Raw genomic sequence first — 25597 nt, forward strand, 5'->3', positions numbered from 1 at the left:
CAAAAGCTATACATGAGAATATTTGGCCTTTGCCTGGCTTTGTTGGCCGTTTCCTGCACTGCTAAAAAACAGGCGGATTTAATTATTCATAACGCTGTTGTTTATACTGTTGACAGTGCTTTTACCATTGCGCAGGCACTGGCCGTAAAGGATGGCAAAATTATAGCCGTAGGTAAAAGCGATAACATACTTGGCCAATACAATGCCGGTGAGGTAATTGATGCGCAGGGCAAACCGGTTTATCCGGGTTTTATTGATGCCCATGCCCATTTTGTGGGCTATGGCCAGTCGTTGTTCGCGGTGGATTTATACGGCTGTACCGGTATGGATGAAATAATAGAGCGGGTTAAAAAGTTTGCTGGGGAACATCCCAACGAAGCATGGATAAGGGGCCGCGGCTGGGACCAGAACAAATTTCCCAACAAAGCATATCCATCCAATGAAGCGTTGAACAAACTCTTTACTTCAACACCCGTTTTACTGGAAAGGGTAGATGGCCATGCGGCCATTGCCAATGCCAAAGCACTGCAACTGGCGCAGGTAAAACCCAACCAGCAGTTAACCGGGGGAGAAATAGAAACAAAGAATGGCAGCTTAACAGGCATTCTTATTGACAATGCCGTTGACCTGGTGGCTTCCAAAATTCCTGCTCCATCTAAAGCGGACTACGAAAAATGGCTGATGGCTGCCCAGGAAAAATGTTTTGCCCAAGGCTTAACTACTATTACAGACTGCGGCCTTAACTACGGCGATGTTGAAATGATAGATGCCCTGCAGAAAGAAGGGAAACTAAATATGCGCCTGTACGTAATGCTTAGCGATGATGCCCGCAATTTTGAACGTTATCTTTCCAAAGGCCCTTACAAAACAGACCGGCTTTTTGTAAAAGGCATTAAGGTATATGCGGATGGCGCTCTTGGCAGCCGTGGCGCTTGTTTGCTGCAGCCATATAGCGACAGGCCGGGTTCCTATGGTTTTTTGCTGCGGGATAAAAACCATTACGATTCCCTGGCAGCAGCCCTTGCAAGTACAGAGTTTCAAATGTGTACACACGCTATTGGAGACAGTGCCAACCGCGCCATCCTGACCATTTACAACAAATACCTCAATGGTAAAAATGATAAGCGCTGGCGTATAGAACATGCGCAGGTGGTAAACACCAGCGATTTTAATTTATTCGGCCCTGCTTCCATAATTCCTTCTGTGCAGCCAACGCATGCCACCAGCGATATGTACTGGGCTGCAGACAGGTTGGGCAACGAAAGAATAAAGGGCGCTTATGCCTACCGGCAACTGTTGCAACAAAATGGCTGGCTGCCGCTGGGCACAGATTTTCCTGTTGAAGATATTTCTCCCTTCAAAACTTTTCTTGCAGCCGTGTACAGACAGGATGCCAAAGGCTGGCCGGCCAACGGTTTTCAAACAGAAAACGCTTTAACCAAAGAAGACGCTTTAAAAGGCATGACTACCTGGGCAGCAAAAGCAGGTTTTCTTGAAAAAGAAGTGGGCAGCATAGAAGTTGGAAAAAAAGCCGATTTCATTATCCTGGATAAAGACCTGCTTACATCCAACGCCACAGAAATACTGGAAACTAAAGTAACTGCCACCTATTCGGGAGGTAAAAAAGTTTATATGCTAAAGTAACTTACACCAGCACACGCTCTATTTCCTTAAAGCCTTCCATAGCGGGCAAATGGTCCCACAAAATCCGGTAGATAATGTTTAGCACAGGTATGGCAGCACCCACCGCTTCGTTGGTTTTAAACATGCAGCGGCTGGCATTGTACCCTTCAGCCACCATATTCAGTTCAAGCTGGGCCGCCTTAACGGAATAACCCTTGCCAATCATATTACCAAATGTGCGGTTGCGGCTGTACAGCGAGTAGCAGGTTACCAGCAAATCGCCCAGGTAGGCAGATGCGGCGTAGTTAATATGCTCTTTCTCTTCATCGTTATTGGCATGGTAAACCTTGCGTAAAAAGCCCACCATTTCATCGGCGCATTTGGCTATGTATACACTCTGAAAATTATCGCCATATTCAAGCCCATGTGCAATACCGGCGCCCAGTGCATACACATTTTTTAGTACGGCCGCATACTGTACGCCAATCACATCATGTGTTACTACTGTATTAATATAATCGGTAGTAAAATGTTCGGCAATTTCTGCAGCAGAAACTTCATCAACGCCGGCAAAAGTCAGGTACGATAATTTTTCCGCCGCTACTTCTTCCGCATGGCAGGGGCCCAGCACCGCAAAGTAATTTTCCAGGTTAACATCAAACTCGTTAAACAGGTATTCATTCAGCAGCAGGTTACTGTCTGGCAAAATACCTTTTACGGCAGACAAAATTTTTTTTCCCTTAAAAGCATCCTTATTCAAACCGCTCAGCACATCATGCACAAAGGCCGATGGACAGGCAACAACCAACACATCACTTTGCTCTACAACATAACCGATGCTGCTGCTTATATCCAGCAGAGATGTATTAAAGTAGGCTGTGCTAAGGTAATGCGGGTTATGCTTGCGCTTGTGTATATGCGCTATGGTAGCATCGTTTCTTACCCACCACTTAATGCTGTGCATGTTATCTGTCAGCATCTTGGTTAAAGCGGTGGCCCAGCTTCCGCTGCCTATAATTCCAAATTGCATAATGGCAGGTTTAATTGTAACGGCAAACATACAAATAGTATGGCTTGCGTTTTAGTGCAAACGTTTTACGCGTAAATAGTTTTTATGGGCCGCCGGCCCATGCCCTTGCGGGTTCTTTTTATGAGCCCGGCCAAAGCACAGGCATGAGGCTTCCGTTGCGTCGCACTCTTAAGCGGTTAGATTCACTCTTCAGCTTTGCCCACCATATAACCTTTGTTTATGCCGCCTCCGGCGCCGGAAACTTTTCAGCCTGCATTGCCGCAGTCTACATGTTGGGTTTGTATTTCACCTGTTATCTTTGCCGCAAACTTATTGTATGTTACAGGTGAATGTTTTGCGGCAGAACACGGCATGGGCTAAAGAAAGGCTGGCTGTAAGAAATTTTAAACAGCCAGAGCTGGTAGATGAAATAGTGGCGCTGGATGATGAACGCAAAAAATTACAAACTGAGTTTGATACTACACAGGCAAAAGTAAACAGTGCTTCAAAGGATATCGGCAAACTTATTGGACAGGGCAAAAAAGATGAAGCTGAAGAGCTGAAAGCCAATGTTGCCAGCTTTAAATCGCAAATAACAGGGCTTACAGAAAAAATGGCCGCGGTTGAAAAACAGTTGCAGGAGAAAATTGTAATGCTGCCCAACCTGCCATCAGAAAAAGTGCCGCCCGGCAAAACACCGGAAGATAATGTAGTGGTGCGTTCCGGTGGCGATATACCAGCGTTGTATGCCGGCGCTGTACCCCACTGGGACCTTATTAAAAAACACAACCTGGTTGATTTTGAAACAGGCGCTAAAATTACCGGCAGCGGTTTTCCGTTGTATAAGGGCAAAGGTGCAAAGCTGCAGAGGGCGCTTATACAATACTTTCTTGATTTTAATACTGCCGCCGGTTATACCGAGTTTATACCTCCTTTTATGGTAAATGAGCAGTCTGCCTACAGTACCGGCCAGTTACCTGATAAAGAAGGGCAGATGTACCATGTAACGGAAGATAACCTGTATTTGATACCCACCGCCGAAGTACCGGTAACCAATATTTACCGGGATGAGATATTGAAAGAAGCCGACCTGCCACTGATGCTTACCGCCTATTCACCCTGTTTTAGAAGAGAGGCCGGTAGTTTTGGTAAGGAAGTGCGTGGCCTTAACCGTGTACACCAGTTTGAAAAAGTAGAAATTATACAATTAGTACACCCCGAGAAAAGTTATGATGTGCTTGAGGAAATGGTGGCCCATGTAGAAAAGCTGGTGCAGAGCCTGGAGCTGCCTTACCGCATATTAAAACTCTGTGGCGGGGATATGGGCTTTACCAGTGCGCTTACCTACGATTTTGAAGTGTATAGTACGGCCCAGCAACGCTGGCTGGAAGTGAGCAGTGTAAGCAACTTTGAAAACTACCAGGCCAACCGCATGAAATGCCGCTTTAAAGATGCCAATGGCAAAACCCAACTGGTGCATACGCTTAACGGAAGTTCGCTGGCATTGCCACGCATTTTTGCCAGCCTGCTGGAGAACAACCAAACAGAGCAGGGCATTGCCATACCCGTTGCGCTCCGGTCTTATTTTGGAGCTGACAGCATTAGTTGATGGGTGCAGGCTGCCAGGCCTGAAAAATGGTGGCGAAAATATGCAGCAGGTTGCACCGCCGGGTGAGGGATTGCAGCGGCTACCCCGCTGAAGCCTTCGCAGCCCGGCTTTGTGGCGGAGTAATAGCGGAAAGCCCGACCCCTTGCGATAGCTTGGGGGCACCCCCTGAAAAAATATGGTTTAAGTGCTTAACCAAAACTATTCTCTACACTTTATAAACCATGAAAATGAAAAAAATAGTACTGCTTTTTGCATTGTTAACAAGCTTTCAGTTTTGTTTTTCGCAAACAGATGAACAAGAAGTGAGGGCGCTGCTGGCCAAACAGGTATCTGACTGGAACAACGGTGATATTGACGCTTTTATGGAAACCTACTGGAAGAGCGACAGCCTGCGTTTTGTAAGCACCAAAGGTGCCACCTACGGCTGGCAAAACACGCTGGAACGTTACAAAAGAACCTATCCTGATACCACGGTTATGGGCAAGCTTAAGTTTGACCTGCAATCAGTTGAGCAGCTATCTGCAGAATACTTTTTTGTGCTGGGCAAATGGCACCTTACAAGAAGCATTGGCAATGTAGGTGGCTTTTATACTTTGCTGATAAGAAAGGTGAAAGGCAAATGGGTAATTGTTTGCGACCATACGAGTTAAAGAGGCGGATTGATTTAATTTTTGTCACTATCGGTTTCATCTCCGGCTTCAATGGGCTTAGTCCATAACCGGTACTCGTACCAAAGAAAAAGGCCCAGGCTTGTAACAAACCAAATGTAATAGATAATGTTACCGGTTTTTATTTTGCCCTCTACAAAAGCATAGCCGTACATAATGCCGGCTGTAGTGTTGCTGGCCATCCATAATAAGCCCACTGATAAAGTCATTACGATTCTTCTGAGGTATTCTCTAACGCCCGGCTCCATAGTTGGCAAATGTACGCATGCAGGCCGCCCGGCAGCAATAAACTTTATGGTACCAGCAGGCCGGCAAAGGCGGTTGAATCGCCCTTAAAAACATTAAAATCAACACGGTGGGCAATACCATCTACCCGGCCTAGCTCGCTATGCTGCCAGAACAACCAGTTGCGGTTAATGCGTGGGCGCTCTTTTTCAAAATAATGGGCTATCCAAACTGGGTAGTCGTCAAACTCATCCCCCATGTATTGCTGGTAAAAATTGGCGTAGGTGTAAATGATGGGGCGTACGCCATAAGCTTTTTCAACAGCCAGCAGCCAGGCTTTTACTTCTTTGCGCATTTTGGCGGGTGGTACGCCATACAATTGCTCTATATCAATTACCGGCGGTAAATCGCCTTTGGAGATGGATACCGTATTAATAAAATTCTGCGCCTGTGCTTTGCCGCTTTTGGTGGCCAGGAAAAAATGGTAGGCGCCTCTCGTTAGCCCTGCTTCTTTAGCTTTAAGCCAGTTGCGCCTGAAGCTGGCATCTACCCGGCCCAGCCCTTCGGTGGCTTTTATAAAAGCAAAGCGGAGTTTAATATCGTTCACCTGCATTTTTTTTACGGATGGCCAATAAATGGCGCCCTGGTATTTGCTTACATCTATGCCGTGGATGCTGTAGCCCGCGGGTACATCAATGCCAAATTCCGGGTAATGCACAAACCGGGCCTGCCGCTCTTCCTGTAGCTGCCGCCAGTAGGTGTACGCTGTAAAGCCGCCAAGACCAAATATGATTATCCAGATGATGAGCCACGCTTTGCTGCCCTTCTTCTGCTTTTTTGTAGCCATGCGCTGCAAAAATCAATACAAAACCTGTATGATGGCTAAAAAACAGAAGTTTATTAATTGCTAAAATGTTAACAGTAAGGCGGTGGTTACAGCTTTTTCAGTACTGGCACTGTTTCCATGCCGGCGGCATCACGGTAGTCAACAGATTGTATATCGCCGGGGCGGTAAAAATGGTAGCGTTTGCCGGTAATATTACCCACGGCAGACAGTGCTGTTCTGCCGGTATATTGAAACTGTATAGTGTGGCCGTGAAAATGCGCCGGGGCCGGCTGCTGTTGCACCTGTGCCGCGGCGGGTTGGGTAAATGTTGTTCTTTTTTTATTACAGCAGCTCATACTAAATCTTTTATACGGTGTTGGTAAATGCGGTTAAGTTTAAAAGGGCAGGTTGATTAGTTGTTAATGGTTGGCATTAATTCTATTTCTGTTCCTCTTCCTCGTAAAACTGTGTTGTCGGCGGTTTCTTTTGCTCCACCGCTTTTTGCAGCAGGCAAGCCGCACCGGAAATGGCCAGCCAGGTAACAAACATTTCCACAATGTGCTTCTGCAGCCAAACAGCAAACGGAAGCGATACCCAAATGCTGAGGCAATAAAAACAATCGATCAGCCGCCCAAAGAAGCTGTTGCCCAATGCCCTGCGTAAACGAAAAACAATATCAAAAGGCCCGTCTTCATTGCTAAGCAGGTGGGTAATGCGCCATACGGCTAAAACGGCAAGTATAAAGTAGTAATAGTGCATGGCGCTGGTAACTGTGCTATAAAATACAGTTAGTTGTTGAAAATTCAAAACAGGCAGGGCAGGCTAATGAAAAAGCCTGCCCCATCTGTATATATCAGCCGTAAGTAAATGGCCGGAGCCCCATGCCTGGTACCCGCTTAACTGTCGCCATGAAATACAGAACGTACACGCTGTGCGACGCAAGAGGCGATGCCATGGAAAGCAAAAGCCGGGCTCCAAAAAAACACATTACTCCGCCAGTTCCAAAGCGAATGCCGCTACAGCATACGCATCATAAGCTCCGGAGTTAATTTGCCCGATAAGCACAGAACCATTGGTGGCCAGGTTGGTTACAGAAAGTGTTTCTGCAAAAGCCGCTTTTGAGCAGGCGCCCAGTAACTGGTTTACAAATATGGTTTTGCTGAACTTTCCTCCGGCCAGTACGTAACCGTTGGAACTGTCGCCTATTACCATACCGCTGGTATTGGCCACCGGTACCGGGTTGCCATTGCCACGGGTTACGTTAAACCCAAACACCGCAAAGTTGTTGGGGTGCGAAGCCGTGAAGGAGAAAGTGGCGGTGGAAGTAACAGGGTCTTTGTAGGCCACAAAACCGCAATCAGGGTCGGATACAGCATCTGTACCATCAAAATTATGCACCACAATATCATCAATGGCCGCGGTACAATCATTGTTGTCCACCCGTATGATAAACTGAAAGCCAACAGCATTGGCCGGGTTGCCGCCGTCCTGTACCAGGTAATCGCCGGGGTGAAAATCAGGGTAGGTGGCATTGGGGTAAGGCTTAATAACGGGCAGTGGGTCACTATCGGAGTACAATGGCAGGCTAAGCAGCGGGTTGGCAATATCAGGAATCTGGAACACGCTTTTAGCAACGCTGGTAAGCGTAGGCGTACCACCGGCCACACTGTAAAGCTCTATCCTTACATCGTAATAATCATTGTCAAGCGTGGTAGATGGTATGGAAGCGATTACAAACTCTTCGTGCAGCCAGTTCCTGTCAACCAGGCCGGGCTGTGCGGTAATTTCGGCCTGCAGCATGGCATCATCCTGCGGAATGCGGTACAGTTCGGCATATACCGAGTCTTTCAGTTCAAAAGCGCTTTGCTGAAAGAATGGCGGATTAATGCCATCGTCAATTTCGTCTTTATAAGCCCGGCCCAGGCTGGCTGTGAGCGCCGTCCAGTTGGCGGGTATATCCGCATCGGAATGTTTTTTATACGAGCAACGGTAATGCGAGATAGCCGCAGTAGGCAGGGTAGAACCAAAATCAGCCACAATGTTCAGCGTTTCGCCAAACGGGTTAAGGTATTGAATGCCCGGTATGCCGGCCAGGTTGGTATCGGTTAGGCCCAGCGAGCTGAAGGAAACACCCTGTACCGTTTGCGATATGTTGCGCTGCTGTATGTGGGATAGCATGGCGGCATTGCCAATGCTGATGATTTCCACCACTTCGCCGGGGCGGCCATCGCCGCAGCCACGAACATCAGGATGGGTAAGCGTAATATTTATTTCGGTATTGCAGTTGTAGTTCCAGTATGTGTTGCAGGCGCGGCCTGGGTTGTACACGGTTGTCCATACACCGTTGATAAGGTATTCCACCCAAACATAAATATCCGGTTGATCCCCAAAGCAGAAGTAGCTAATCTCTGTATCAAAGCGGCCCTGCGCATCAGTTTCTATTACGGCAAGTTCATCGCAATGATAAAAGTAAGGCCACAACCATTTCCAGTAGCAGAACCAGGGTATCAGCAACTGCAGGTTAGCGGTAAAAGACTCCTTCAGTGTAAAAACGGAATCGGTTTTTATCTGCTTGATAAAATCCTCGTTAATATAGGGAGCTTCCGTGTAAGTAACGGCGGCCTTTACATTACGCAGCAACGAGCTGGCGGTTGATTTACGCAGCAGGTTAAGCCTGTCAACCTGTAACGGTATTTTGGTTTGCAACGGCCCTGGGTCTGGCGGAACGGGTGGGAAGGGGCGGGTTAAAATTTCGTCGCGTATTTTGTAAATAATATCGTTGGGAAAGTATTGAATAATCAGCGGCCAGCGGTCAACTTCGCAAATATGCACCCTGGCGCCGCATACAGGGCGGTAGTGGGTAGTGCCGCCAAAAGTTTCCTGTTTAACTACTTTGCCCTGTACACGGCAGTAGCAGATAAACCACCATTTCCAGTAAATGTCGGGTATGGGTTTCAGTTGCACAATGTCGTCAAGAATATTGTCAAAATACAGTGCCGGCTGGTAAGCATTGCGGCGGTCCATGTCTTTAACGGTAGGGGTAGAAAACCTGCTGCGCTTGCCGCCTTTATCTGGCGCAATAAAAAGTTTGGCACTGCGTAACTGGGCGGCGTTGATGTCTAAAGTAAAATAGCCTTTTTCATTAATTTCAGCAGACTGTACGTAGTTGTCCGCCTTATCAAACACATGTGCCGTAACGGGTATGGCGTTTTCCGGGTTACCCTCAAAGGCAATCATAAACTGGATGCCCCGGGTATCTTTTGAGAACTTTTTCATACTAAATTTTGAAGAGTTAAAAAATAGCAACCGAATAATAAGCGGAGAACAAAATACTCCGGGGCAGAGGCGGGTGTCAATGGGGGAAATAGAAAGATGCGTGTGATTAATCACATACGTGTATTTTAAACCATGTGAGCCATGTGAGAACATGTTAGCAGTTAAATAGTGTTGCCATAGGGTAATATTGAAGAGAAATTTATTAAGGGCGCCTGCCCACGCTAAGGCGATGGGCACCGGGCAGAACTGCGTTCGCAATCTTCGTTAAAGCAACATTCAGTTGCTTTGCCTTGCTTGTGCTCATACTCCGGCACAAAAGCTATGCTGCGATGGCTTCACCGGGGAGAACTGCGTTCGCAACCGTCGTCAAAGCAACTGAATGTTGCTTTGGCTCGGTTGTGCTTCAATCCCTGGCGCAGCGGGGACATAGCGTAATTATAGAGTATCAAGCCAATAGCTAAAATTGGCTATTGATGAAGATAATGCTCCCAATATTGTTTTGGCGTTACAATCTTAGTGCCCTTGTACTCCTGCATAGTGAAATCATTTGTATTGCCGGTAACCAAAAAATCAGCGCAGGAGGTTTCTGCAAGCTCTAATAATTTGTTGTCGTCCTTATCAGAAATTATGTGAAGTTTGATGGAAGGGAAATACTTAACGGCCTTTTTTTCTATAGTGATAAGTAACGAGAGAGCGGAGGAAACAAAATCTGGATATTTGCTAAAGCGCTTTCTGTTTAATACATCGTAGTATTCTTCAAAAAGTTCATCCGAAATACAGATTTCAATATCGTCAGTTAAAAAAATTTCTGAAACTATATAGTTTGAATATCCTTTCTGGATTAAAGACGATACAAAAACATTTGTATCAATTATTATCTTTTGCATTTTTTCGTACGGCCTTTACTTCTTCAGATATTTCATCCATTGACATGCCCGACAACCCATATTTTTCTGCCAGCTTTAAACTTTCATTTAGGTTTTGTCTCGCAATTTCCCTGCTCAGAATGTCAACAAAATCTGAAAACGAAAAGCTTTGCCTGTTAAAGCCAAATTTTTCAAACTCGATGTCAGATATCGAAATGTTGAGTGTACGCATATTTCAAAGTTAAAAACTAATTTTAAAAATATCCATACCGTGTTAATCCTTTATTAACTGAATATCTATGTTTTTGCTTTCTTCTGAGTAAATAATTTTGTAGGTGTATTTCCCTTTTGAAAGCGGGGTTTCGCCAACAAAATCTGTGGGCTGCAATATATAGGGGCGGTTATTCATTGTAAGTTCTACGTAACCATACCTGTAAGCTTTTTGAAATGTATGATAAGCTGAATACTCGTTAACACCAATATCACCATAATTATAGAGGTCATCATAAGTACTTACCTTGCAATTTTTAAAAGAAGCGAAGGCTGCATTCAGCACCCTGATTTGCACTTCTTCAAACGGCTCTGTTGTTTCATCCCTGTTGCAGGCTGAGATAAAAAACAGGCAGATTGCCAGGCGTTTTAAGATTTTCATCGTGTCAATAATTTTTTTTATGACGATGCTACTATGCAAAATGTTGCAGCCTTGTTGAAAAAATAACCATGCTTAATAGTATGGCGATACCGCCCTTATGCCAGTAGCAGTATCAACCGAAAATAATTACATTTACGCCTCTCTAAGCTTATTATTGAATTAAACTGTATCGTATGAAAATTGACAACCTTAACGAATTGCCTGAATGGAACGATGATGACCCGTCTGAACATGATGAAGAAGGGGAAAGCTGGAAACCTAACCCCACCCGAAGCTTATGCAAGGCACTGTACCAGCAGTGGAACCAGGTAATGATAGTATTAAACGCCGCTTTTGACAGTTTGAAAGAACCCGGAGACGATAGTGTTTTTGGTAAAGACTACTTTGAAGATCACAAATCTATGCTGCTGGGCGATGCTTATGAAGTAGCTGCCAAAATAAGAAGCTCTGAAGCAGGCCTGTACATAATAAGAATGGAAAACGCGGCCATTATAAGAAAGAATGCACAGTTTATTAAAGTGGCCACTAATGGCTTTGTAATGGATGGTGTAATGGAAGAAGAGCACCGGCTGTTTATACGCGAAGAGATAGATAAATTCAGGGAAATTTTTAAAGAATGGGTAGCCAGTTTTGAAAAGGATGATTACGGAGATGAGTGGGGATTGTTTATATGAAAATATTAGTGAATGATGTTAGTTAAAAAGTTGCAGGAGCACATTTTTGTTATTCCCGGTTTTTGGACTGGAGAGGAATGCGAAAACTTCATAACTAAAAGTGAACAGATAGGATACGAAAAAGCGGCTATTGAAACTGATAGAGGGCAAAAGGTTGTGGAGTTTGTTAGAAACAACAACAGGGTACTTTATACAGACGTGCCCCTTGCTGATGCCATTTGGCAAAAGCTTGAACCTTATGCTCCTGCGCAGATTGGCCTTAGTAAGGCAGTTGGTTTAAACGAGCTTTTTAGATTTTACAAGTACTTACCGGGACAACAATTCAGGCGCCATCGCGATCAAAGCTATATAAGAAGCAGCACTGAGGCCAGTTATTACACATTTATGATTTACCTGAATGATGGTTATACCAGGGGCGAAACTACTTTTAACCGCCTCTCAATAAAACCGGAAAAAGGGATGGCACTTATTTTTCTTCACTCACTTGAGCATGAGGGTTCTGCTGTTTTAAGCGGAGTAAAATATGTGTTACGTTCAGATATTATGTACCGGTTGGTGGAAGAGAATGTTTAGGAGTTTTCTACCCGGGTCTGAAAAGCCGCCCAATGGTATGAACGATGAAAGGATTGCCAGCGGGTTTTGTTATTTTATTTTGGTGCTGGCGAACCTCCTTCGTCGGTTTGCGACGCAACGGACGATGCTATGAAAATCTATCGCCGGTATCCGAATCGTGAGCCGTGAATGGTCAATCGCAAGTGGGCAATTGTTCACATTGCACACGTTAGCTTATAGCCCCAGCTTTTCTATGGCCAGTTGCGCGGCTACCTGGCTGGCGTCTTTTTTATTAAAGCCTTTACCCTGCGATACTTTTTCGCCATCCAGCACGGCAGCAATGGTAAAAATACGGCGGCCGTTTTCCAGCTTTTCGTCAATAGTTTCAAACTCCAGCACTTTGCCGTTTTTGCTGGCCCAGCCGATAAGCCTGTTTTTAAGGTTAATATCAATCTGTTCCAGGTCGTCAACAAACATGTGCGGCAAAACTATGCTGCGCAATACCCAGCGTTGTGTTTTAATGTAACCTTTGTCAAGGTAAATAGCGCCGATAAGCGCTTCCAGCGTATTGCCGAAAATCTGGCTGGCTTTAAGCGCATTATCAAACTTGTTGTACATGGTTAACTTTTTAACGCCCATTTTAAGCGCTATATCGTTTAGCTGCTGGCGGTTAACCATTTTGCTGCGCATTTCGGTAAGAAAACCTTCGCCTTTGTAGGGGTAGCGTTTAAAAAGATAGTCTGCCACGATGGCGCTTAGCACGGCATCGCCCAGGTATTCAAGCCGTTCATTGTTCTCATCGGGGCCCTCTTTAACAGAGCGGTGGCTTAATGCGATTTGATACAAAGTAATGTTACCAGGCTTAACGCCCAGCACATTTCGAAGCTGGCTTTCAAAACTTGGATCAGATTTTTTGCGGAAAAGCTTTTTGATTAAATCCACACTTTAAGCTACGTATTTTTTTACAATTACACATGCGTTGTGGCCACCAAAGCCAAATGTATTGCTCAGGGCGGCATTCACGGTACGCTGTTGCGCTTTGTTGAATGTGAAATTAAGTTTGGGATCCAGGCCCGGATCGTCGTTGAAGTGGTTAATGGTAGGCGGCACCATATCGTTAACCACGGCCTGTATGCAGGCAATGGCTTCTATAACGCCTGCTGCGCCAAGGCAGTGGCCTGTCATAGATTTTGTGGCGCTGATATTTACCTCGTATGCATGGTCTTTAAACACATCCAGTATAGCCTTTACCTCTGCGCCATCGCCAAGGGGCGTACTGGTACCATGTGTATTTATGTAATCAATCTGTTCCGGCTGCATGCCTGCATCGTCCAGTGCAGAAAGCATCACATTTCTTGCACCCAGACCTTCGGGGTGCGGGGCTGTAATGTGGTGGGCATCGGCAGTAGCACCGCAACCGGCAATTTCACAATAAATTTTGGCGCCTCTTGCCAGGGCGCTTTCCAGGGTTTCCAGCACCAGCATGCCGCCGGCCTCGCCCATTACAAAACCATCACGGTCTTTATCGTAAGGGCGGCTGGCCGTTTTGGGGTCATCGTTGCGTTCGCTCATTGCCTTCATGGCATTAAAGCCCGCAACGCCGGCTTCGCTTATCACAGCCTCGCTTCCACCCGTTAAAATAATATCGGCTTTGCCCAGCCTTAGCAGGTTAAAAGCCTCCATTACAGCATTGGTGCTGCTGGCGCAGGCGCTTACCACGGCAAAGTTGGGCCCACGCAGGTTATGGCGCATAGAAATTTGGCCGGCTGCAATGTCCAATATCATTTTAGGAATAAAGAAAGGGTTAAAGCGGGGGGTACCATCACCCTTGGCAAAGTCCATCACCTCGTTCTGAAAAGTGGTTAAGCCGCCAATACCACTGGCAAATACCACACCCACACGGTCGGGGTTAATATTATCAGCGTTAAGGCCGGCATCCGCCATAGCTTCATCGCTTACCACAAGTGCAAACTGGGTAAACCGGTCTATTTTGCGGGCCTCTTTTTTATCCAGAAATTGAGTGGGGTCGAAGTTTTTTACCTCGCAGGCAAACCTTGTTTTAAACTTGGCTGCATCAAAAAGAGTAATATAGTCAGCGCCTGAAACGCCATTAATAAGGCCATTCCAGTACTCCGGCAATGTATTTCCTATGGGGGTTAATGCACCCATGCCGGTAACAACAACTCTTTTTAACTGCATACGGTAAGCCTCTCTTTAAAGTGATAAATCCGCCGCCGGCCGCTGTAAAGCTACCGTTGGCGGATTGTGGGTATGATAAAAACCTGCTTTATTTAGCATGCTCTTCCAGGTAAGTTATTGCCTGGCCAACGGTGGTAATTGTTTCTGCCTGCTCATCGGGAATGGAAATATTGAATTCTTTCTCAAACTCCATAATTAATTCCACGGTGTCTAAAGAATCAGCACCCAGGTCATTGGTGAAAGAAGCTTCATTGGTAACTTCTGCTTCGTCTACACCCAGCTTGTCAACTATTATTTTTTTTACCCTTGTTGCAATGTCTGACATTGTTTTAAGTTTTGATACAGGCGCAAAAATATAATTTTTGACCAATCCGCAATGGGTTATCTGTTTTTTGTTTTTTCCGTGTGTTTTGGCGGTGTTTTATGCACGTTGGGCCTTTGGTACCGGGCTATATCTAAAAAATGATTGGTATCTTGAGGCGGCAAACTTCGTATATGGCTTTAAAATTGATAGATCACGGTTCTAAAGAGTACAGGCAAATGGTTGACCTGCGCCTGCAAATGCTGCGTAAGCCATTAAACCTTTCGTTTACCGAAGAAGAGCTGGAAAAGGAAAAGAACGATATTTTAATTGGTTGCTTTGATGATGACCGGATGGAGGGCTGCTGCCTGCTTACCCAAACAGAACCTGGTGTGGTAAGGCTGCGGCAAATGGCTGTCATATCCGGTCTGCAGGGCAAGGGCCTTGGCCGCGCCTTAATGCAGTTTGCTGAAAATGTTGCCCGGGATATGGGGTATAAAAAAATAACCATGCATGCCCGCAAAACGGCCCTGGGCTTTTATGAGAAACTGGGCTACAGGGCCTGCGGCGATGAATTTATAGAAGTTACAGTTCCACACTACGAAATGCAGAAAGATTTATAAGCCCCAACTATTTACTTATTAAGTAAGATTTTTTTGGGCCCGGCGGCAGGAACATCCATTAAGCTTCCGTTGCGTCGCACTCTTGTACGTTCTGTTCGCTGCGCGGCTTTTCAGCCCATGTAGATTGAGGATGTGGCATTTAACTACATTGGTATTGTATGCAAACTGCCAGGTATTGTAAAGATTGCTTAACCTATACTGTGCGGAATAATAAGAAGGGCCGGGTTGAAATTACGGGTAGCTGCATACTATACAGCGTTTATGGCTGGTACAAAAGAATGCCTAATTTTTTTTAGCCCTTACTTTATAGTTGTAACTTTTAGAAGATTTTTGAAGCATCTTCATTTCTCCTGATTCCATTGTTTCCGCCTGCTTTATCTTTTCCAGGTATGCAGTGTTTACCGAATCCATTTTAACCAACTCCTTTGAAGCTGAAAAATGCAATGTATTGTATTTAAGGTACGCCTGGTTGGCTGTAACCATCCTCCTGGCATTTTCATAGTTTCCTTTATCCACTTCCTGCATGGCAAGCTCCAACTGTTCATTGGATTTGTACAATGCCACCTGCTCCATTACCAGCTTATTAAAATTGTTAGCGTATGTGGTTTTATCTTTTTCAGGCTTAAGCAACTTGCTCAGCGTTATTGTTGAATGGCTATTGCTTTCAGTGGCATCAAAAGATATGTTTGCATCAAACTTCAATTCTTTTTTAATACCATTGTTTAACGTAAAGCGCATTAGAACGCCTTTTATTTCCTCAGAAAAAATATCCCTCATTTCCACTGTAGCCTGGTTGCCTGTCTGAATAAAACTGTAACCATACACTTTTTCAAGGCTGGCGCCTTCAGGCACCGTTACTGTAAGCCTGGTATTTTGGGCTGTAACATGCAGCAAGCCTTTCAGCTCTTTATCAAAAAGTGAAGCGATTGTTTCGGGATTGTCTATAAAAAAATAATTGCCTGCGCCGGATTCGGCCATGGCTGTCATCAGGTCTTCATTATAATCAAGGCCAACGCCAAATGTGGAAAGGCTTATACCATCTTCATAGTTCCTGGCCCTTACTGTTTCTTTAATTTTTGCAGGGTCTGTAATGCCGGTGTTTGCCAGTCCGTCGCTAAGCAGCAGAACACGGTTAATGAAGTTCTTTTTGTAATTGGCTTTTACCTGTGTATATCCCTCCTGTGCACCACCGGATAAATTGGTGCTTCCACGGTCTGTAAGCCGGTCAATTTTTTCTTTGATTAGGTGTTTGTTATCGGCCTTCACAGATGGCTGCAGAATTTCAACCACATCGTCGTAGGCCACAATTGAAATATAGTCTTCAGGCGTAAGGTGATCAATGGCAAATTTAGCTGCCTGCTTTACAAACTTAATTTTATCGCCGGCCATAGAGCCGCTCCTGTCTATAACAATAGATAAGTTAAGTGGTGTTCTTACATGATCAGGCATTTCAAATTTATCCGCCTTTATCTCCACGTACAGGTAGGCTATTTTACTGGCACTGTCAATCCAATAACTGTCATTATCTAACCCTATGCTGCAATTGAGTAAACCATTCTTTTGCGAATCTGTAGTGCCATAAAACTGGTTAGGCTGAGGTGCTGCAAAATCATCGGCGCCTTTAGATGAAGAAATTGAGACCCTTTTGTGCTCGTCGCGAAAATTGTAAAATGCAAAAAGGGAGATGGTAATACTTAACAGTAATAGCGGTTTAATGATTTGAGGTTTCATAAGCGGTTTTCTTTTTTGCCGCTACGATTAGGCAACTTGGAGTATTGCATAAGATGACGTGCAAAGTTTTTGTTAAAGGGTGTAAGTGTGCCTTAATAAAAAAAAACTAAAAAAAGTTTTAAAAAAATTTGGAAGCAATTAGAAAAAAAATACAATTTTGCGTCACAAAAAAATTTAAAACAGTTAATACATGCAACAATTAAATCTTCACATAGAATCAAAAAGATGGTTTAGTCCGCTGGGCTACATTATCTGCGGGGCATGTAAAACTGTAAGTTAATTTGCAAACAAAACTAACTGACTGATAAAAGGCCCCGCACAAAATGCGGGGTTTTTATTTTAAATTCTATCACAAAAGAATAAAATATAAAAACCCACATGCACAGCTACAATATTATCATGCGACAGAAGGCTACAAACCCCGGCAGCTCACCCTGTGAGATGTGGAGGGATATTGTGCCCAATTCGAATGGCAGTAGTGTGCATATCCTGGAAAGTGATAATTGTTTTGAGGCGATAGGAAAATTTTATATACAACAACGACCGGCGTGTAATAGTATGCTTTGCTGATTTTTTATCAGCAGGTAGAAGCCCGGTCGGTAACAACTGACCGGGCTTTTTATTTGGCCATAAATCATCTTATATGTTTTCATATTGTATAGTCATCATTATTATTTGCCTCTTGATATTGGTTATTGAGGGCAACAGAAGGATGGAAAGAAAAACAAATAATGAAAGTCAGGATAAAACAGAAATAAACCGGAGGTGTGAAATGAAATGGTTTTTACGAAGAAAGATTACAAATGCCGGGCCTTTGTTTAGCGGGCACTTTTTAGATGTGAAAGTTTTTTACATAGTTGAATTTGACCGGGTGCCCTGTGTTCAGTTCATTAGCGAGCTGGATGCTGCAGAAGCTTACAGCTATATAGCAGACGTTTTTAAAACCGATATTACAAATACGTACCAGCATTGCTATTTTGACCAGGCCGAACAGAAAAGTTTTTTCAACAACACTGTTTTTGTGCTTACCGGTAACAGGATGATTGAATTAGGCGCCAACTATTGCCATTTATTGCATGGGCCAGAGAGTTATGCGTGGGCTAACAGGGTAGTGAAGAAGCTGGCAGAATTTCAATCAGCCGCTTCATCTTCTGCCCAGGTACAGGTAGTAGGATTTGCCCGGCAACCTGAAATGAACTGATCAATCAGAAATATAGAAGGTATTGGCTTATAAAAGGAGGGAACAACGCAGCTCCCTCAAGGGGGCTGCTTTTCCAAGCTTTTTAAAAAGGGTCTGCTCGTCTAACCGGCCAGGACATAAGATTTTCGATCTTATAATACGGGTTCGAGTCCCGTGCAGATTACCATTGCGGGATGGTGTAATGGCAACATGCCAGAATTTGAACCTGGTGATACAGGTTCGAGCCCTGTTCCTGCAACAAATGTTGGCTTTAGCTTAACTGGTAAAGCACCACACTGTGAATGTGGAGAACAGGGTTCGAGCCCCGGAGTCAACCAGGTGAATTCAGAACAAGGTATGATGAGCGGGGAATGTTGAAATACGACAAAAGATAATGCGGCTTGGTGTAAGGGTAACATGCTCGTCTTCCTCCCTTTCTGGGAGGTAAGCATAAGGCGAATGTTTTCAGTTCAAATCTGGAAGCCGCACAAACACTGGCTTATAGTTTAATGGATGAGAATACCGCGCTACGAACGCGGAGACAGGAGTTCGAATCTTCTTAAGCCAACCTTGCTGATCCGTAGCTCAATAGTAAGAGCAGGAACCTTATACGTTCAGGGCTGCAGGTTCGAGCCCTGCCGGATCGACAAAAATAAGCCTGTAGCCCAACGGAAGAGGCAGTGGTCTTAGAAGCCACTTAGTAACAGTTCGAATCTGTTCAGGTTTACCAGAATGTGGTTTAGGGTAATGGCTAACCCGGAAGTCTCATAAGCTTCAAATGTTGGTTCGAATCCAACAGCCGCAACTATCTGAACAGCGGCTTTAGTGTGATTAAGATGATAGCCGTTAAAAGTTACCATCAGGCTCATCAGAATAATCACACTAAACTCCTGGTAAAGATTGGTTCGTAGCTTAATTGGTTAGAGTATCCGGCTTTTAACCGGAGGGTTGTGAGTTCGATTCTCACCGGGCCAACAAACGACCACGATTTCATGCTGATTAAAATGATTGCCTTGGGAAGTTACTATCAGGTTAATCAGTAAAGTCAGGTTACGATCGTGGTAATGGATGAATAGCTTAATGGAAGAGCATGCGCTTGTTAAGCGCCAGGTTGAAAGTTCGATTCTTTCTTCATCCGCTTATGTGAGTGCGGCGAAGCTGGAGAGCCGCAATGGTCTGTAAAACCATCGTTTTAAAACTTAGCTGGTTCAAATCCAGCCACTCACACAAATGGAGAGAGTCCGGTTGGTAGAGGAAGCTGTCTTGAAAACAGTAGGCTGTAAAAGGTCCGGGGGTTCGATTCCCTCTCTCTCCGCAGGTATGGAGGATTGACCGAGATGGTAAGGTACTGGTATGCTAAACCAGGGTTGGGGTGAAACCCAGGTAAGTTCGATTCTTACATCCTCCGCGATTGCTGGCTAAATTAAATGGACGAATAGCTCCAATGGAAGAGCATCACGCTGAAGCCGTGACAGTGCTGGTTCGAGTCCAGCTTCGTCCACCTGATGTAAATGTCGTGCTGGCAGAGATGGCCTATGCATCCGGCCGCAACCCGGAAGAAAGAAGTTCGAATCTTCTGCACGACTCGGGGGTAAATGGTTCATATATATGATCTGGTACCCGCTTACGCGATTTGGCATATTGCTCAATAATGAACAAAGCTCTTCGTTTTCTCAGGGTGCGCTATTGAGGCAAATGCTTAATAGAACCTCATCCGCCCTTTGGGCAACTTCTCCTAAAGGAGAAGGAAAAAGGATGAATAATGTTCAGAACGTACAAGAGTGCGACGCAAGAAAAGCTTAATAGCAGCAATACAGTTGGGCTCATAAAAAAAAGAAAATAATATGGGTTTGGTGCAATGGCAGCATAGCGGTCTCCAAAACCGTTGGTCTTAGTTCGAGTCTGAGAACCCATGCAAAATGAAAACTCTGTAACCTAAAAATTAAGGATGGTATGACATGGAACATCAACAATGGAGACGGCTTGACGGTACCCGGATAAAGCTGCCGATTAAGGAAGAAATACGGCAAATGCTGATGAGGGAAAAAGATATGGGGCATGAGATTAAAGTGTGCATTGGTACTGACAGCCAGGTAAAAAGCCGCGAAACAACTTTTGCTACCGTTATTGTATTTCTACGGAAAGGAAAAGGTGGCTTTATGTACATCAACAAAGATTCTGTACAGCGCAGAATGGGTATTAAACAAAGGATGCTGGAAGAAGTATCAAGGAGCGTGGAAATTACTTTCGCTTTAACAGACATCTTTATTGCGTTTAATGTGCACATGGAAGTTCATGCGGATATAAACACCAACCCCGCTTTTAAAAGTAACGATGCATTGAAAGATGCAATGGGTTACATTATGGGGATGGGGTTTGAGTTTAAAGCAAAGCCGCATGCATTTGCCAGCTCTAACTGCGCAGATAAAGTGGTGCAATCATAAAAAATAACAGGATGCCGTGCCCATTGCACGGCATCTATAAAAGTATAGAATGAAAAAGAATTTACAGTTCATAATGAGAAGCCGGATAGGCATGGAACAATGGCACAGGAGTTTTCGATCGAATCAAATAATTCATTATGGACACAAAACTTATTCACCAATTCGGTACGGAAATTCTTTCTTACCGTTTACGTACTGCACGGCAAAAGAAGCGTATGCAGTACGAAGATTTTGACAAGCAATTAATCGCACTTGAAAAAGAAGAGAATTTACTTTATGAACAGCAGAAAAATTTAGGGTGGGAACCATTAAATCCCCCATACCAAAAGGGGTGGAATCGTTTTTTTGTTTTGAGCAATGATGTTGCAAAAAGCAAACATGCTGACTTCTTCAAAGAGATTCTTAGGAAGATTAATACATGTGAATGGAATGCGACGAAGGATTTCAGAAAGAAAAAGAAAAGAGTAACCCGGAGAATTTATATTATTCCCAAGCAAGAGTTGTTGAAGCCTGATGAGCAGCATTTTAATAAACTGAATTTCAATGACAATGAAAAGCAATTCTTTCATCCGGAATATCGTTTTGAAAAATCAAAAAATGGATTTATAAAGTACTATGTATTCAATGAGCCCTGGCGATATGTTTTAAAAATAAAACCAAATTTTATCTCACAGGTCAGGAAACATGATGCGCTGATCGAAAAAAGGTTACGCGAAATACGTAATTATGTACACCAAAGTAATTTGTCCGGACGTATAGGTCATCTTCTTGATGGGCACTATCCATACAGACGGAGAACAAATAAGAAAAAAGAACCTCTTGCCTTTAAGCATACGCCATTGCCAAGACTTCTTGATGCTATAAAAGAACAGGAAATGTAAACTCTCAAAACTCACTTATGCGCACTTTGTATTGAAATAGAGCAATGCTTTTATACAAAAATGTTGCATTAGAAAGATGTCTTATTCCAACATCATTTTGCTTAATAGCAGCTATTTCAAGTTGATTAAACTAAATAACAATGAACACTCAGAATAACCAGAAAACGACTAACAACATTAACGTGTTTGATAATCGTTTCCTTAATTCGAAAAGCTTATACATGCATTACTTTGGGAAGTTACCCAATGTAAATTACATCAGCAGCGTGGATGGAGAGAGAGCATTTAATGCCTTTACAAAAACGTATCATGCTTATATAAAAGACATACATGAATACTCCTGGTTTGAGTACAAAAAGAAGAAATATGTTTTTGACATGGCAATGGTAGTACTAAACTGCAATTTTTTGATTGAATTTGATGAAGAATATTGCTACTTGTTGCATGATGGGACACAAAATGAAATGCTAGGCATTGTAACCACTCTGGCAATGCAATTTAAAGAAAGGCAGCGAAGGCAACCATTGGAAATAAATCTTATATGCAGGGAAGGTAATGGTATGACGCTTAGAGGAATGGAAATAAAAAGGGCCAGGCTGGATATTGATTTGTTTTATGAAGATGAGTTTAAGCCTGTTAATGATACCATTATCAAGCGCCTGAACCAAAAGAAAGACAAGGGTATCGTTTTACTGCATGGGTTGCCTGGAACCGGTAAAACAACTTACTTGCGCTACCTGATTGGGAAAATAAAAAAAAGAGTGTTGTTTTTATCGCCAAACATTGCGGGTAACTTGATGAGCCCGGATTTTATTGATCTGCTCATAGACAATCCTGACACCGTTTTGATTATTGAAGATGCAGAGAATATAATACTCGACAGACGCATGAGCAATGACTCATCCGTCTCCAACCTGCTGAATATTTCAGACGGACTGCTTGCCGATTTTCTGAATGTACAGCTTATTTGCACTTTTAATAGCTCATTGACATTGGTAGACAGTGCGCTTATGCGTAAAGGACGGCTTATTGCAAAATATGAGTTCGGTAAGCTGAGTATTGAGAAGGCGCAGCGATTAAGTACCCATTTTGGTTTTGATACAGTAATCACCCAGCCCATGACTGTTGCTGAAATAAGCAACCAGCACGAGAAAACTTTCGAACCATCCCAACGTATAGAAGTACTTGGCTTTCGCAGAGATGCGGTACTGGAGAATTAATCTTCTCCAAAATACACTTCGTACATCAACCTTGCTTTTCGCTTAATACGCCGAAGGAATGGCGCCGGGGATAAAATTTTCAACCCTTCACTAAAGCCAATCAATTCGCGTTCCAGTTCAAAGTTGGGTATTACGCAGATACTGAAAACAGTACCTTCCAGCGTTTCTTCCACAATTTTTTGCGAAGCATGAATAGGTTTGGTTTTTATATAAGGCGACTGGTAGCGATCGGCGAGAAATTCAATAATTGTGGGTATATCACCTGTATTTCGTGTTACACCCACAATATCGCTGAAATAAGTGTGTGGGTCAAAGCTCTTATGCTCACGGTAGATTTCACCTGGTAAGGTAACAATTTCCCGGATGCGGTCAAGTGCAAATGTGCAGATTTCTTTGCCCTTTTTGGTCATGCCCAGGATAAACCACCGGTTGCGGTATTCTTTTAAGAGATAGGGATAGAAGATAATGTCGCTGGCCTCCCGTGCTTTGAAAGACTGATACGTAAGCTGAACTGTTGACCTGGATACGATGGCTTTGTGTAAAATATCCAGCCATTGAATACCGGTAAGCAGTTCATTCTTTTCAAAATCAATTACAGGTTGGCTGTTGTGTTGTTCGCTGTAAATTTTGTCTTCCAGTTTGTTTAGCATTTCAGCTACTTCATTAAAGTGGCTGAAGCCTTTAAACTGGCGCAGCAGGTGCGATACTTCCTGCAGGATATTCAGGTCCTGGGAAGTAAGTGGGATGTTGGCGATCGAGTATTCCGGGTCTTCATAGCTGTAATATTTTTTATCAGTAACAATGATCGGCGCATTGTAACCCAGCTTATCGCTGCGCATTGCATTCAGGTCAAACCGAATGGTACGCATACTAACGGATTTATCTATGCCTTCGTATTCGTAGAGTGCCTCATTACATGATTCAATAAGGCCATCAATCGTCCATTTACGACGGCGGTTTTGCAGGCATTTATCAATGGTACGGTACCGTATCAATGCGTTTCGGTTTACAGGCATGAATTTTTTTGAGAAAAGTATAAAATAATTTTTACTGTGCAAAAAGGTTGCACAGTAGTCCATGAAGTTTGTATCACCAAAGCAAAACAAGTACTCTGAGACGAAAAATATCATGAGACAAACGGCATTGCTGCTATGAAGCTTCGTTGTGTCACTCACTTGTGCGCCTTGTTCTCTGCTTAGCAATGTGCAGCAGGCTGATACAGACAAACAAGTTCAGGACAGCAGTACAAATAAAAAAGAGTAAGTGTGCCGAAAAATTCCATCATGGGGTGTAGGTCTTCTGAGTAGCGAAAATAACTATTTAGAATAAAATATTGTTAGCAGTTAAGCTAACGCAAAAGCTTCCTTAACGGGAAGACGGATATTGATTCTTTGAATGCAAACCAGGTGGATGTTTAACCGCATCGCAGTGCAGACGTAGTAACTATCTGTATGCTGTTGCATCATTGGACGGTGTCCGCCATAGGATCTGTGGGTCAGAGGTTCGACTCCTCTTTCCGCAAATGCGGAATAGCTCAATTGGTAGAGCAACAGGAAATGCGTGGGTTCGAATCCCACTCCAACTTCACTTGGGTAGCTCAGGTGGTTAGAGCACTACACTGTTAATGTAGGATTCAGAAGAAGTACGCTGCTTCTCAAAAAATGGCGAAGTAAAACAGCCTTTACCGCTTTCCTGCTGTGTAACAGCCCTAAACTTAACTATGTTAAAAACATGCGGCAAGTTAAAAGTTACCTGCAGGCGGGTGTAAAAGGTATAGAGGAGTGCATTACTTCAATCTACTGAATACAGAAATAACTTTCTGTTGTTGTATTGAACTATTGCCCAAACTATTCCTGAAACCGGCTTCCGTTGCTTTTAAATGGAAAGAGGTAAAGGCCCTTAAAAAAATGATTAAATCCATAAACAACAAAAATGAAACATGTAAAAATTGGCGCTTACCAGGTTGGTTTGGTATTTAAGAAAGATTCTTATAAGCGCATGCTGAAAGAAGGTAACTACTGGCTGTGGAATGAATATGCAGTTGTTTGTGATACAACCAAACAGTTCCATTCACCGGTTGAATTAAACATACTCTTACAAGATAACATGCTGCTGAATGCATTACATGTAGTAGATGTAAAAGATAATGAGATTGTGTTGCAGTATGAAAATGGTTTACTGAAGCAGGTATTGACTGCTGGCCGTTATAGCTTTTGGAAAGGAATTGTTCAATATGATTTTATTTATGCAGATATAAGCAAGGCTGAGATAACAGAGCAAATAGGCCGTGCCACTTTGCAACACAAATTGCTTGCTCCATTTGTAAGAAGCTTTAGTGTAGAAAACTATGAAAAAGCACTGTTGTTTGTAGATGGAAGATATGTTCAGCAATTAAACAGCGGGGGTGTACTATTGGTGGAAGAATAATATCGCCGTTAGTGTAGGAAAAGTGGATACCCGCCAGTTACAACTGGAGATTAACGGACAGGAAATATTAACGAGGGACAAAGCGGCATTGCGTCTTAACGGCCAGGCACAGTACAAAGTTGTGGATATTGAAAAGGCTCTGTTATACAATAAAGATTTCGATAAACAATTGTATGTGGCTTTTCAGTTGGCCTTACGTGAATATATCGGCGGGTTAAGCTTTGATGAACTGCTTGAGAAAAAGGAAAGCATCGCTCCCTTTATTTTGAAAGCTGTGACAGAAAAAGCGTTGGCATGTGGTATTGAAGTAAACGACTTTGGTATTCGTGACATCATTTTACCTGGTGATGTAAAGGAAATTATGAACCAGGTATTGATAGCCGAGAAAAAGGCACAGGCAAATGTTATCATGCGCCGCGAAGAAACTGCCAGCACAAGAAGTTTGCTGAATACTGCAAAGCTAATGGAGGAAAACAGCATGCTGTTCAAATTGAAAGAAATGGAATACGTGGAAAAGATAGCGGATAAAATAACCAATATCAGCCTTAGTGGAAATGGCGTGTTGATAGAGCAGTTGAAGCAAATCTTCGTTCCGCAGAAGTAATAGTATA

The 25597-nt window shown here is 43.6% G+C and carries 26 protein-coding genes and 15 tRNA genes; 27 read left to right on the forward strand and 14 right to left on the reverse strand.

The features are described 5' to 3' along the window. Nucleotides 1-12 precede the first annotated feature (12 nt). Nucleotides 13-1644: an amidohydrolase gene (locus tag F0364_RS00330; RefSeq protein WP_153795767.1), complete on the forward strand. Its 1632-nt coding sequence runs from the start codon at nucleotides 13-15 to the stop codon at nucleotides 1642-1644. Nucleotide 1645: 1 nt separating this feature from the next. Here F0364_RS00330 and F0364_RS00335 read toward each other — a convergent pair whose 3' ends face one another. Next, nucleotides 1646-2653, reverse strand: a complete 1008-nt coding sequence (locus F0364_RS00335; RefSeq protein ID WP_153795768.1) for an NAD(P)H-dependent glycerol-3-phosphate dehydrogenase — start codon at nucleotides 2651-2653, stop codon at nucleotides 1646-1648. A gap of 316 nt (nucleotides 2654-2969) precedes the next feature. On the opposite strand from F0364_RS00335, the gene serS reads away from it, so the two are divergent. Further along, on the forward strand, nucleotides 2970-4241 hold the full coding sequence (gene serS, locus F0364_RS00340) for a serine--tRNA ligase (protein ID WP_153795769.1): 1272 nt from the start codon (nucleotides 2970-2972) through the stop codon (nucleotides 4239-4241). Between the two features lie 227 nt (nucleotides 4242-4468). Further along, nucleotides 4469-4891, forward strand: a complete 423-nt coding sequence (locus F0364_RS00345) for a YybH family protein (RefSeq protein ID WP_153795770.1) — start codon at nucleotides 4469-4471, stop codon at nucleotides 4889-4891. Between the two features lie 14 nt (nucleotides 4892-4905). Here F0364_RS00345 and F0364_RS00350 read toward each other — a convergent pair whose 3' ends face one another. The 8 genes from F0364_RS00350 to F0364_RS00385 all read right to left on the reverse strand — a co-directional run bounded on the left by F0364_RS00350 (nucleotide 4906) and on the right by F0364_RS00385 (nucleotide 10754). Next, nucleotides 4906-5118, reverse strand: coding sequence for a hypothetical protein (locus F0364_RS00350; RefSeq protein WP_153795771.1), 213 nt, complete (start codon nucleotides 5116-5118; stop codon nucleotides 4906-4908). Between the two features lie 83 nt (nucleotides 5119-5201). Continuing rightward, a complete protein-coding gene (locus F0364_RS00355) occupies nucleotides 5202-5981 on the reverse strand; it encodes a glycoside hydrolase family 25 protein (RefSeq protein WP_153795772.1) in 780 nt (259 codons plus the stop codon). A gap of 86 nt (nucleotides 5982-6067) precedes the next feature. Further along, a complete protein-coding gene (locus F0364_RS00360; RefSeq protein ID WP_153795773.1) occupies nucleotides 6068-6316 on the reverse strand; it encodes a hypothetical protein in 249 nt (82 codons plus the stop codon). An 82-nt stretch (nucleotides 6317-6398) separates the two neighbouring features. After that, nucleotides 6399-6767 carry a DUF1360 domain-containing protein gene (locus F0364_RS00365; protein WP_235920972.1) on the reverse strand — a complete coding sequence of 123 codons (369 nt, stop codon included), beginning with the start codon at nucleotides 6765-6767 and terminating at the stop codon, nucleotides 6399-6401. 180 nt (nucleotides 6768-6947) lie between these two features. Continuing rightward, complete coding sequence (locus F0364_RS00370; RefSeq protein ID WP_153795774.1) at nucleotides 6948-9236, reverse strand: hypothetical protein; 2289 nt, start codon at nucleotides 9234-9236, stop codon at nucleotides 6948-6950. 467 nt (nucleotides 9237-9703) lie between these two features. Continuing rightward, nucleotides 9704-10123 carry a putative toxin-antitoxin system toxin component, PIN family gene (locus F0364_RS00375; RefSeq protein WP_153795775.1) on the reverse strand — a complete coding sequence of 140 codons (420 nt, stop codon included), beginning with the start codon at nucleotides 10121-10123 and terminating at the stop codon, nucleotides 9704-9706. Beyond that, the gene (locus F0364_RS00380; RefSeq protein ID WP_153795776.1) at nucleotides 10104-10334 is read right to left on the reverse strand and encodes a hypothetical protein; all 231 of its coding nucleotides are present in this window, start codon (nucleotides 10332-10334) and stop codon (nucleotides 10104-10106) included. The genes F0364_RS00375 and F0364_RS00380 overlap by 20 nt, the downstream gene beginning before the upstream one ends. 42 nt (nucleotides 10335-10376) lie before the next feature. Next, the gene (locus F0364_RS00385) at nucleotides 10377-10754 is read right to left on the reverse strand and encodes a hypothetical protein (protein WP_153795777.1); all 378 of its coding nucleotides are present in this window, start codon (nucleotides 10752-10754) and stop codon (nucleotides 10377-10379) included. Between the two features lie 173 nt (nucleotides 10755-10927). Between F0364_RS00385 and F0364_RS00390 the strand changes: the two genes are divergently transcribed. Both F0364_RS00390 and F0364_RS00395 read left to right on the forward strand, forming a co-directional pair. After that, nucleotides 10928-11428 (forward strand): hypothetical protein, encoded by a 501-nt coding sequence (locus F0364_RS00390; protein ID WP_153795778.1) that lies wholly within the window; start codon nucleotides 10928-10930, stop codon nucleotides 11426-11428. A 12-nt stretch (nucleotides 11429-11440) separates the two neighbouring features. Beyond that, nucleotides 11441-12001, forward strand: coding sequence for a 2OG-Fe(II) oxygenase (locus F0364_RS00395; protein WP_153795779.1), 561 nt, complete (start codon nucleotides 11441-11443; stop codon nucleotides 11999-12001). Between the two features lie 213 nt (nucleotides 12002-12214). On the opposite strand, the gene rnc is transcribed toward F0364_RS00395, so the two are convergent. From rnc to F0364_RS00410, 3 genes are all read right to left on the reverse strand, one after another. After that, the gene (gene rnc, locus F0364_RS00400; protein WP_153795780.1) at nucleotides 12215-12922 is read right to left on the reverse strand and encodes a ribonuclease III; all 708 of its coding nucleotides are present in this window, start codon (nucleotides 12920-12922) and stop codon (nucleotides 12215-12217) included. 3 nt (nucleotides 12923-12925) lie between these two features. Beyond that, nucleotides 12926-14179, reverse strand: a complete 1254-nt coding sequence (gene fabF / locus F0364_RS00405; RefSeq protein ID WP_153795781.1) for a beta-ketoacyl-ACP synthase II — start codon at nucleotides 14177-14179, stop codon at nucleotides 12926-12928. Nucleotides 14180-14267: 88 nt separating this feature from the next. Then, nucleotides 14268-14504: an acyl carrier protein gene (locus F0364_RS00410; RefSeq protein ID WP_068244159.1), complete on the reverse strand. Its 237-nt coding sequence runs from the start codon at nucleotides 14502-14504 to the stop codon at nucleotides 14268-14270. Between the two features lie 170 nt (nucleotides 14505-14674). On the opposite strand from F0364_RS00410, the gene F0364_RS00415 reads away from it, so the two are divergent. After that, nucleotides 14675-15103: a GNAT family N-acetyltransferase gene (locus F0364_RS00415; protein WP_153795782.1), complete on the forward strand. Its 429-nt coding sequence runs from the start codon at nucleotides 14675-14677 to the stop codon at nucleotides 15101-15103. 282 nt (nucleotides 15104-15385) lie between these two features. Here the strand turns inward: F0364_RS00415 and F0364_RS00420 are convergent, their stop codons facing one another. Beyond that, nucleotides 15386-16834, reverse strand: a complete 1449-nt coding sequence (locus F0364_RS00420; protein ID WP_153795783.1) for a vWA domain-containing protein — start codon at nucleotides 16832-16834, stop codon at nucleotides 15386-15388. Nucleotides 16835-17477: 643 nt separating this feature from the next. Here F0364_RS00420 and F0364_RS00425 point away from each other — a divergent pair. The 18 genes from F0364_RS00425 to F0364_RS00510 all read left to right on the forward strand — a co-directional run bounded on the left by F0364_RS00425 (nucleotide 17478) and on the right by F0364_RS00510 (nucleotide 22559). Further along, nucleotides 17478-18035: a hypothetical protein gene (locus F0364_RS00425; RefSeq protein ID WP_153795784.1), complete on the forward strand. Its 558-nt coding sequence runs from the start codon at nucleotides 17478-17480 to the stop codon at nucleotides 18033-18035. 90 nt (nucleotides 18036-18125) lie between these two features. Further along, nucleotides 18126-18201: transfer RNA gene (locus tag F0364_RS00430), tRNA-Glu, on the forward strand. A gap of 1 nt (nucleotide 18202) precedes the next feature. Continuing rightward, a tRNA-Gln gene (locus F0364_RS00435) sits at nucleotides 18203-18273 on the forward strand. Nucleotides 18274-18278: 5 nt separating this feature from the next. Further along, a tRNA-His gene (locus tag F0364_RS00440) sits at nucleotides 18279-18351 on the forward strand. A gap of 158 nt (nucleotides 18352-18509) precedes the next feature. Next, nucleotides 18510-18582: transfer RNA gene (locus F0364_RS00445), tRNA-Arg, on the forward strand. Nucleotides 18583-18588: 6 nt separating this feature from the next. Further along, nucleotides 18589-18661, forward strand: a tRNA-Ile gene (locus F0364_RS00450). Between the two features lie 7 nt (nucleotides 18662-18668). Then, nucleotides 18669-18744 (forward strand) — tRNA-Leu (locus F0364_RS00455). A gap of 3 nt (nucleotides 18745-18747) precedes the next feature. Beyond that, nucleotides 18748-18819 (forward strand) — tRNA-Met (locus F0364_RS00460). 96 nt (nucleotides 18820-18915) lie between these two features. Next, nucleotides 18916-18989, forward strand: a tRNA-Lys gene (locus F0364_RS00465). A gap of 91 nt (nucleotides 18990-19080) precedes the next feature. Next, nucleotides 19081-19152: transfer RNA gene (locus F0364_RS00470), tRNA-Asn, on the forward strand. 5 nt (nucleotides 19153-19157) lie between these two features. Continuing rightward, nucleotides 19158-19241 (forward strand) — tRNA-Tyr (locus tag F0364_RS00475). Nucleotides 19242-19246: 5 nt separating this feature from the next. Further along, nucleotides 19247-19329 (forward strand) — tRNA-Ser (locus F0364_RS00480). 7 nt (nucleotides 19330-19336) lie between these two features. Next, nucleotides 19337-19422 (forward strand) — tRNA-Ser (locus F0364_RS00485). A 21-nt stretch (nucleotides 19423-19443) separates the two neighbouring features. Beyond that, nucleotides 19444-19515 (forward strand) — tRNA-Phe (locus F0364_RS00490). A gap of 343 nt (nucleotides 19516-19858) precedes the next feature. Beyond that, a tRNA-Trp gene (locus F0364_RS00495) sits at nucleotides 19859-19929 on the forward strand. A gap of 43 nt (nucleotides 19930-19972) precedes the next feature. Continuing rightward, the gene (locus tag F0364_RS00500) at nucleotides 19973-20458 is read left to right on the forward strand and encodes a ribonuclease H-like YkuK family protein (RefSeq protein ID WP_153795785.1); all 486 of its coding nucleotides are present in this window, start codon (nucleotides 19973-19975) and stop codon (nucleotides 20456-20458) included. 137 nt (nucleotides 20459-20595) lie between these two features. After that, nucleotides 20596-21339, forward strand: coding sequence for a hypothetical protein (locus F0364_RS00505; RefSeq protein WP_153795786.1), 744 nt, complete (start codon nucleotides 20596-20598; stop codon nucleotides 21337-21339). Nucleotides 21340-21479: 140 nt separating this feature from the next. Next, on the forward strand, nucleotides 21480-22559 hold the full coding sequence (locus tag F0364_RS00510) for an AAA family ATPase (RefSeq protein ID WP_153795787.1): 1080 nt from the start codon (nucleotides 21480-21482) through the stop codon (nucleotides 22557-22559). Here the strand turns inward: F0364_RS00510 and F0364_RS00515 are convergent. After that, a complete protein-coding gene (locus tag F0364_RS00515; RefSeq protein WP_153795788.1) occupies nucleotides 22556-23575 on the reverse strand; it encodes a helix-turn-helix transcriptional regulator in 1020 nt (339 codons plus the stop codon). The genes F0364_RS00510 and F0364_RS00515 overlap by 4 nt on opposite strands. Before the next feature lie 513 nt (nucleotides 23576-24088). Between F0364_RS00515 and F0364_RS00520 the strand changes: the two genes are divergently transcribed. The 3 genes from F0364_RS00520 to F0364_RS28795 all read left to right on the forward strand — a co-directional run bounded on the left by F0364_RS00520 (nucleotide 24089) and on the right by F0364_RS28795 (nucleotide 25590). Beyond that, nucleotides 24089-24141: transfer RNA gene (locus F0364_RS00520), tRNA-OTHER, on the forward strand. 350 nt (nucleotides 24142-24491) lie between these two features. Beyond that, complete coding sequence (locus F0364_RS28790; protein WP_207632443.1) at nucleotides 24492-24986, forward strand: hypothetical protein; 495 nt, start codon at nucleotides 24492-24494, stop codon at nucleotides 24984-24986. Next, nucleotides 24964-25590, forward strand: coding sequence for a slipin family protein (locus F0364_RS28795; protein WP_207632444.1), 627 nt, complete (start codon nucleotides 24964-24966; stop codon nucleotides 25588-25590). The genes F0364_RS28790 and F0364_RS28795 overlap by 23 nt, the downstream gene beginning before the upstream one ends. The last annotated feature ends 7 nt before the right edge of the window (nucleotides 25591-25597 follow it).

Origin of the sequence: Foetidibacter luteolus, from assembly GCF_009650435.1 — a bacterium.
GTDB classification, from domain to species: Bacteria; Bacteroidota; Bacteroidia; order Chitinophagales; family Chitinophagaceae; genus Foetidibacter; species Foetidibacter luteolus.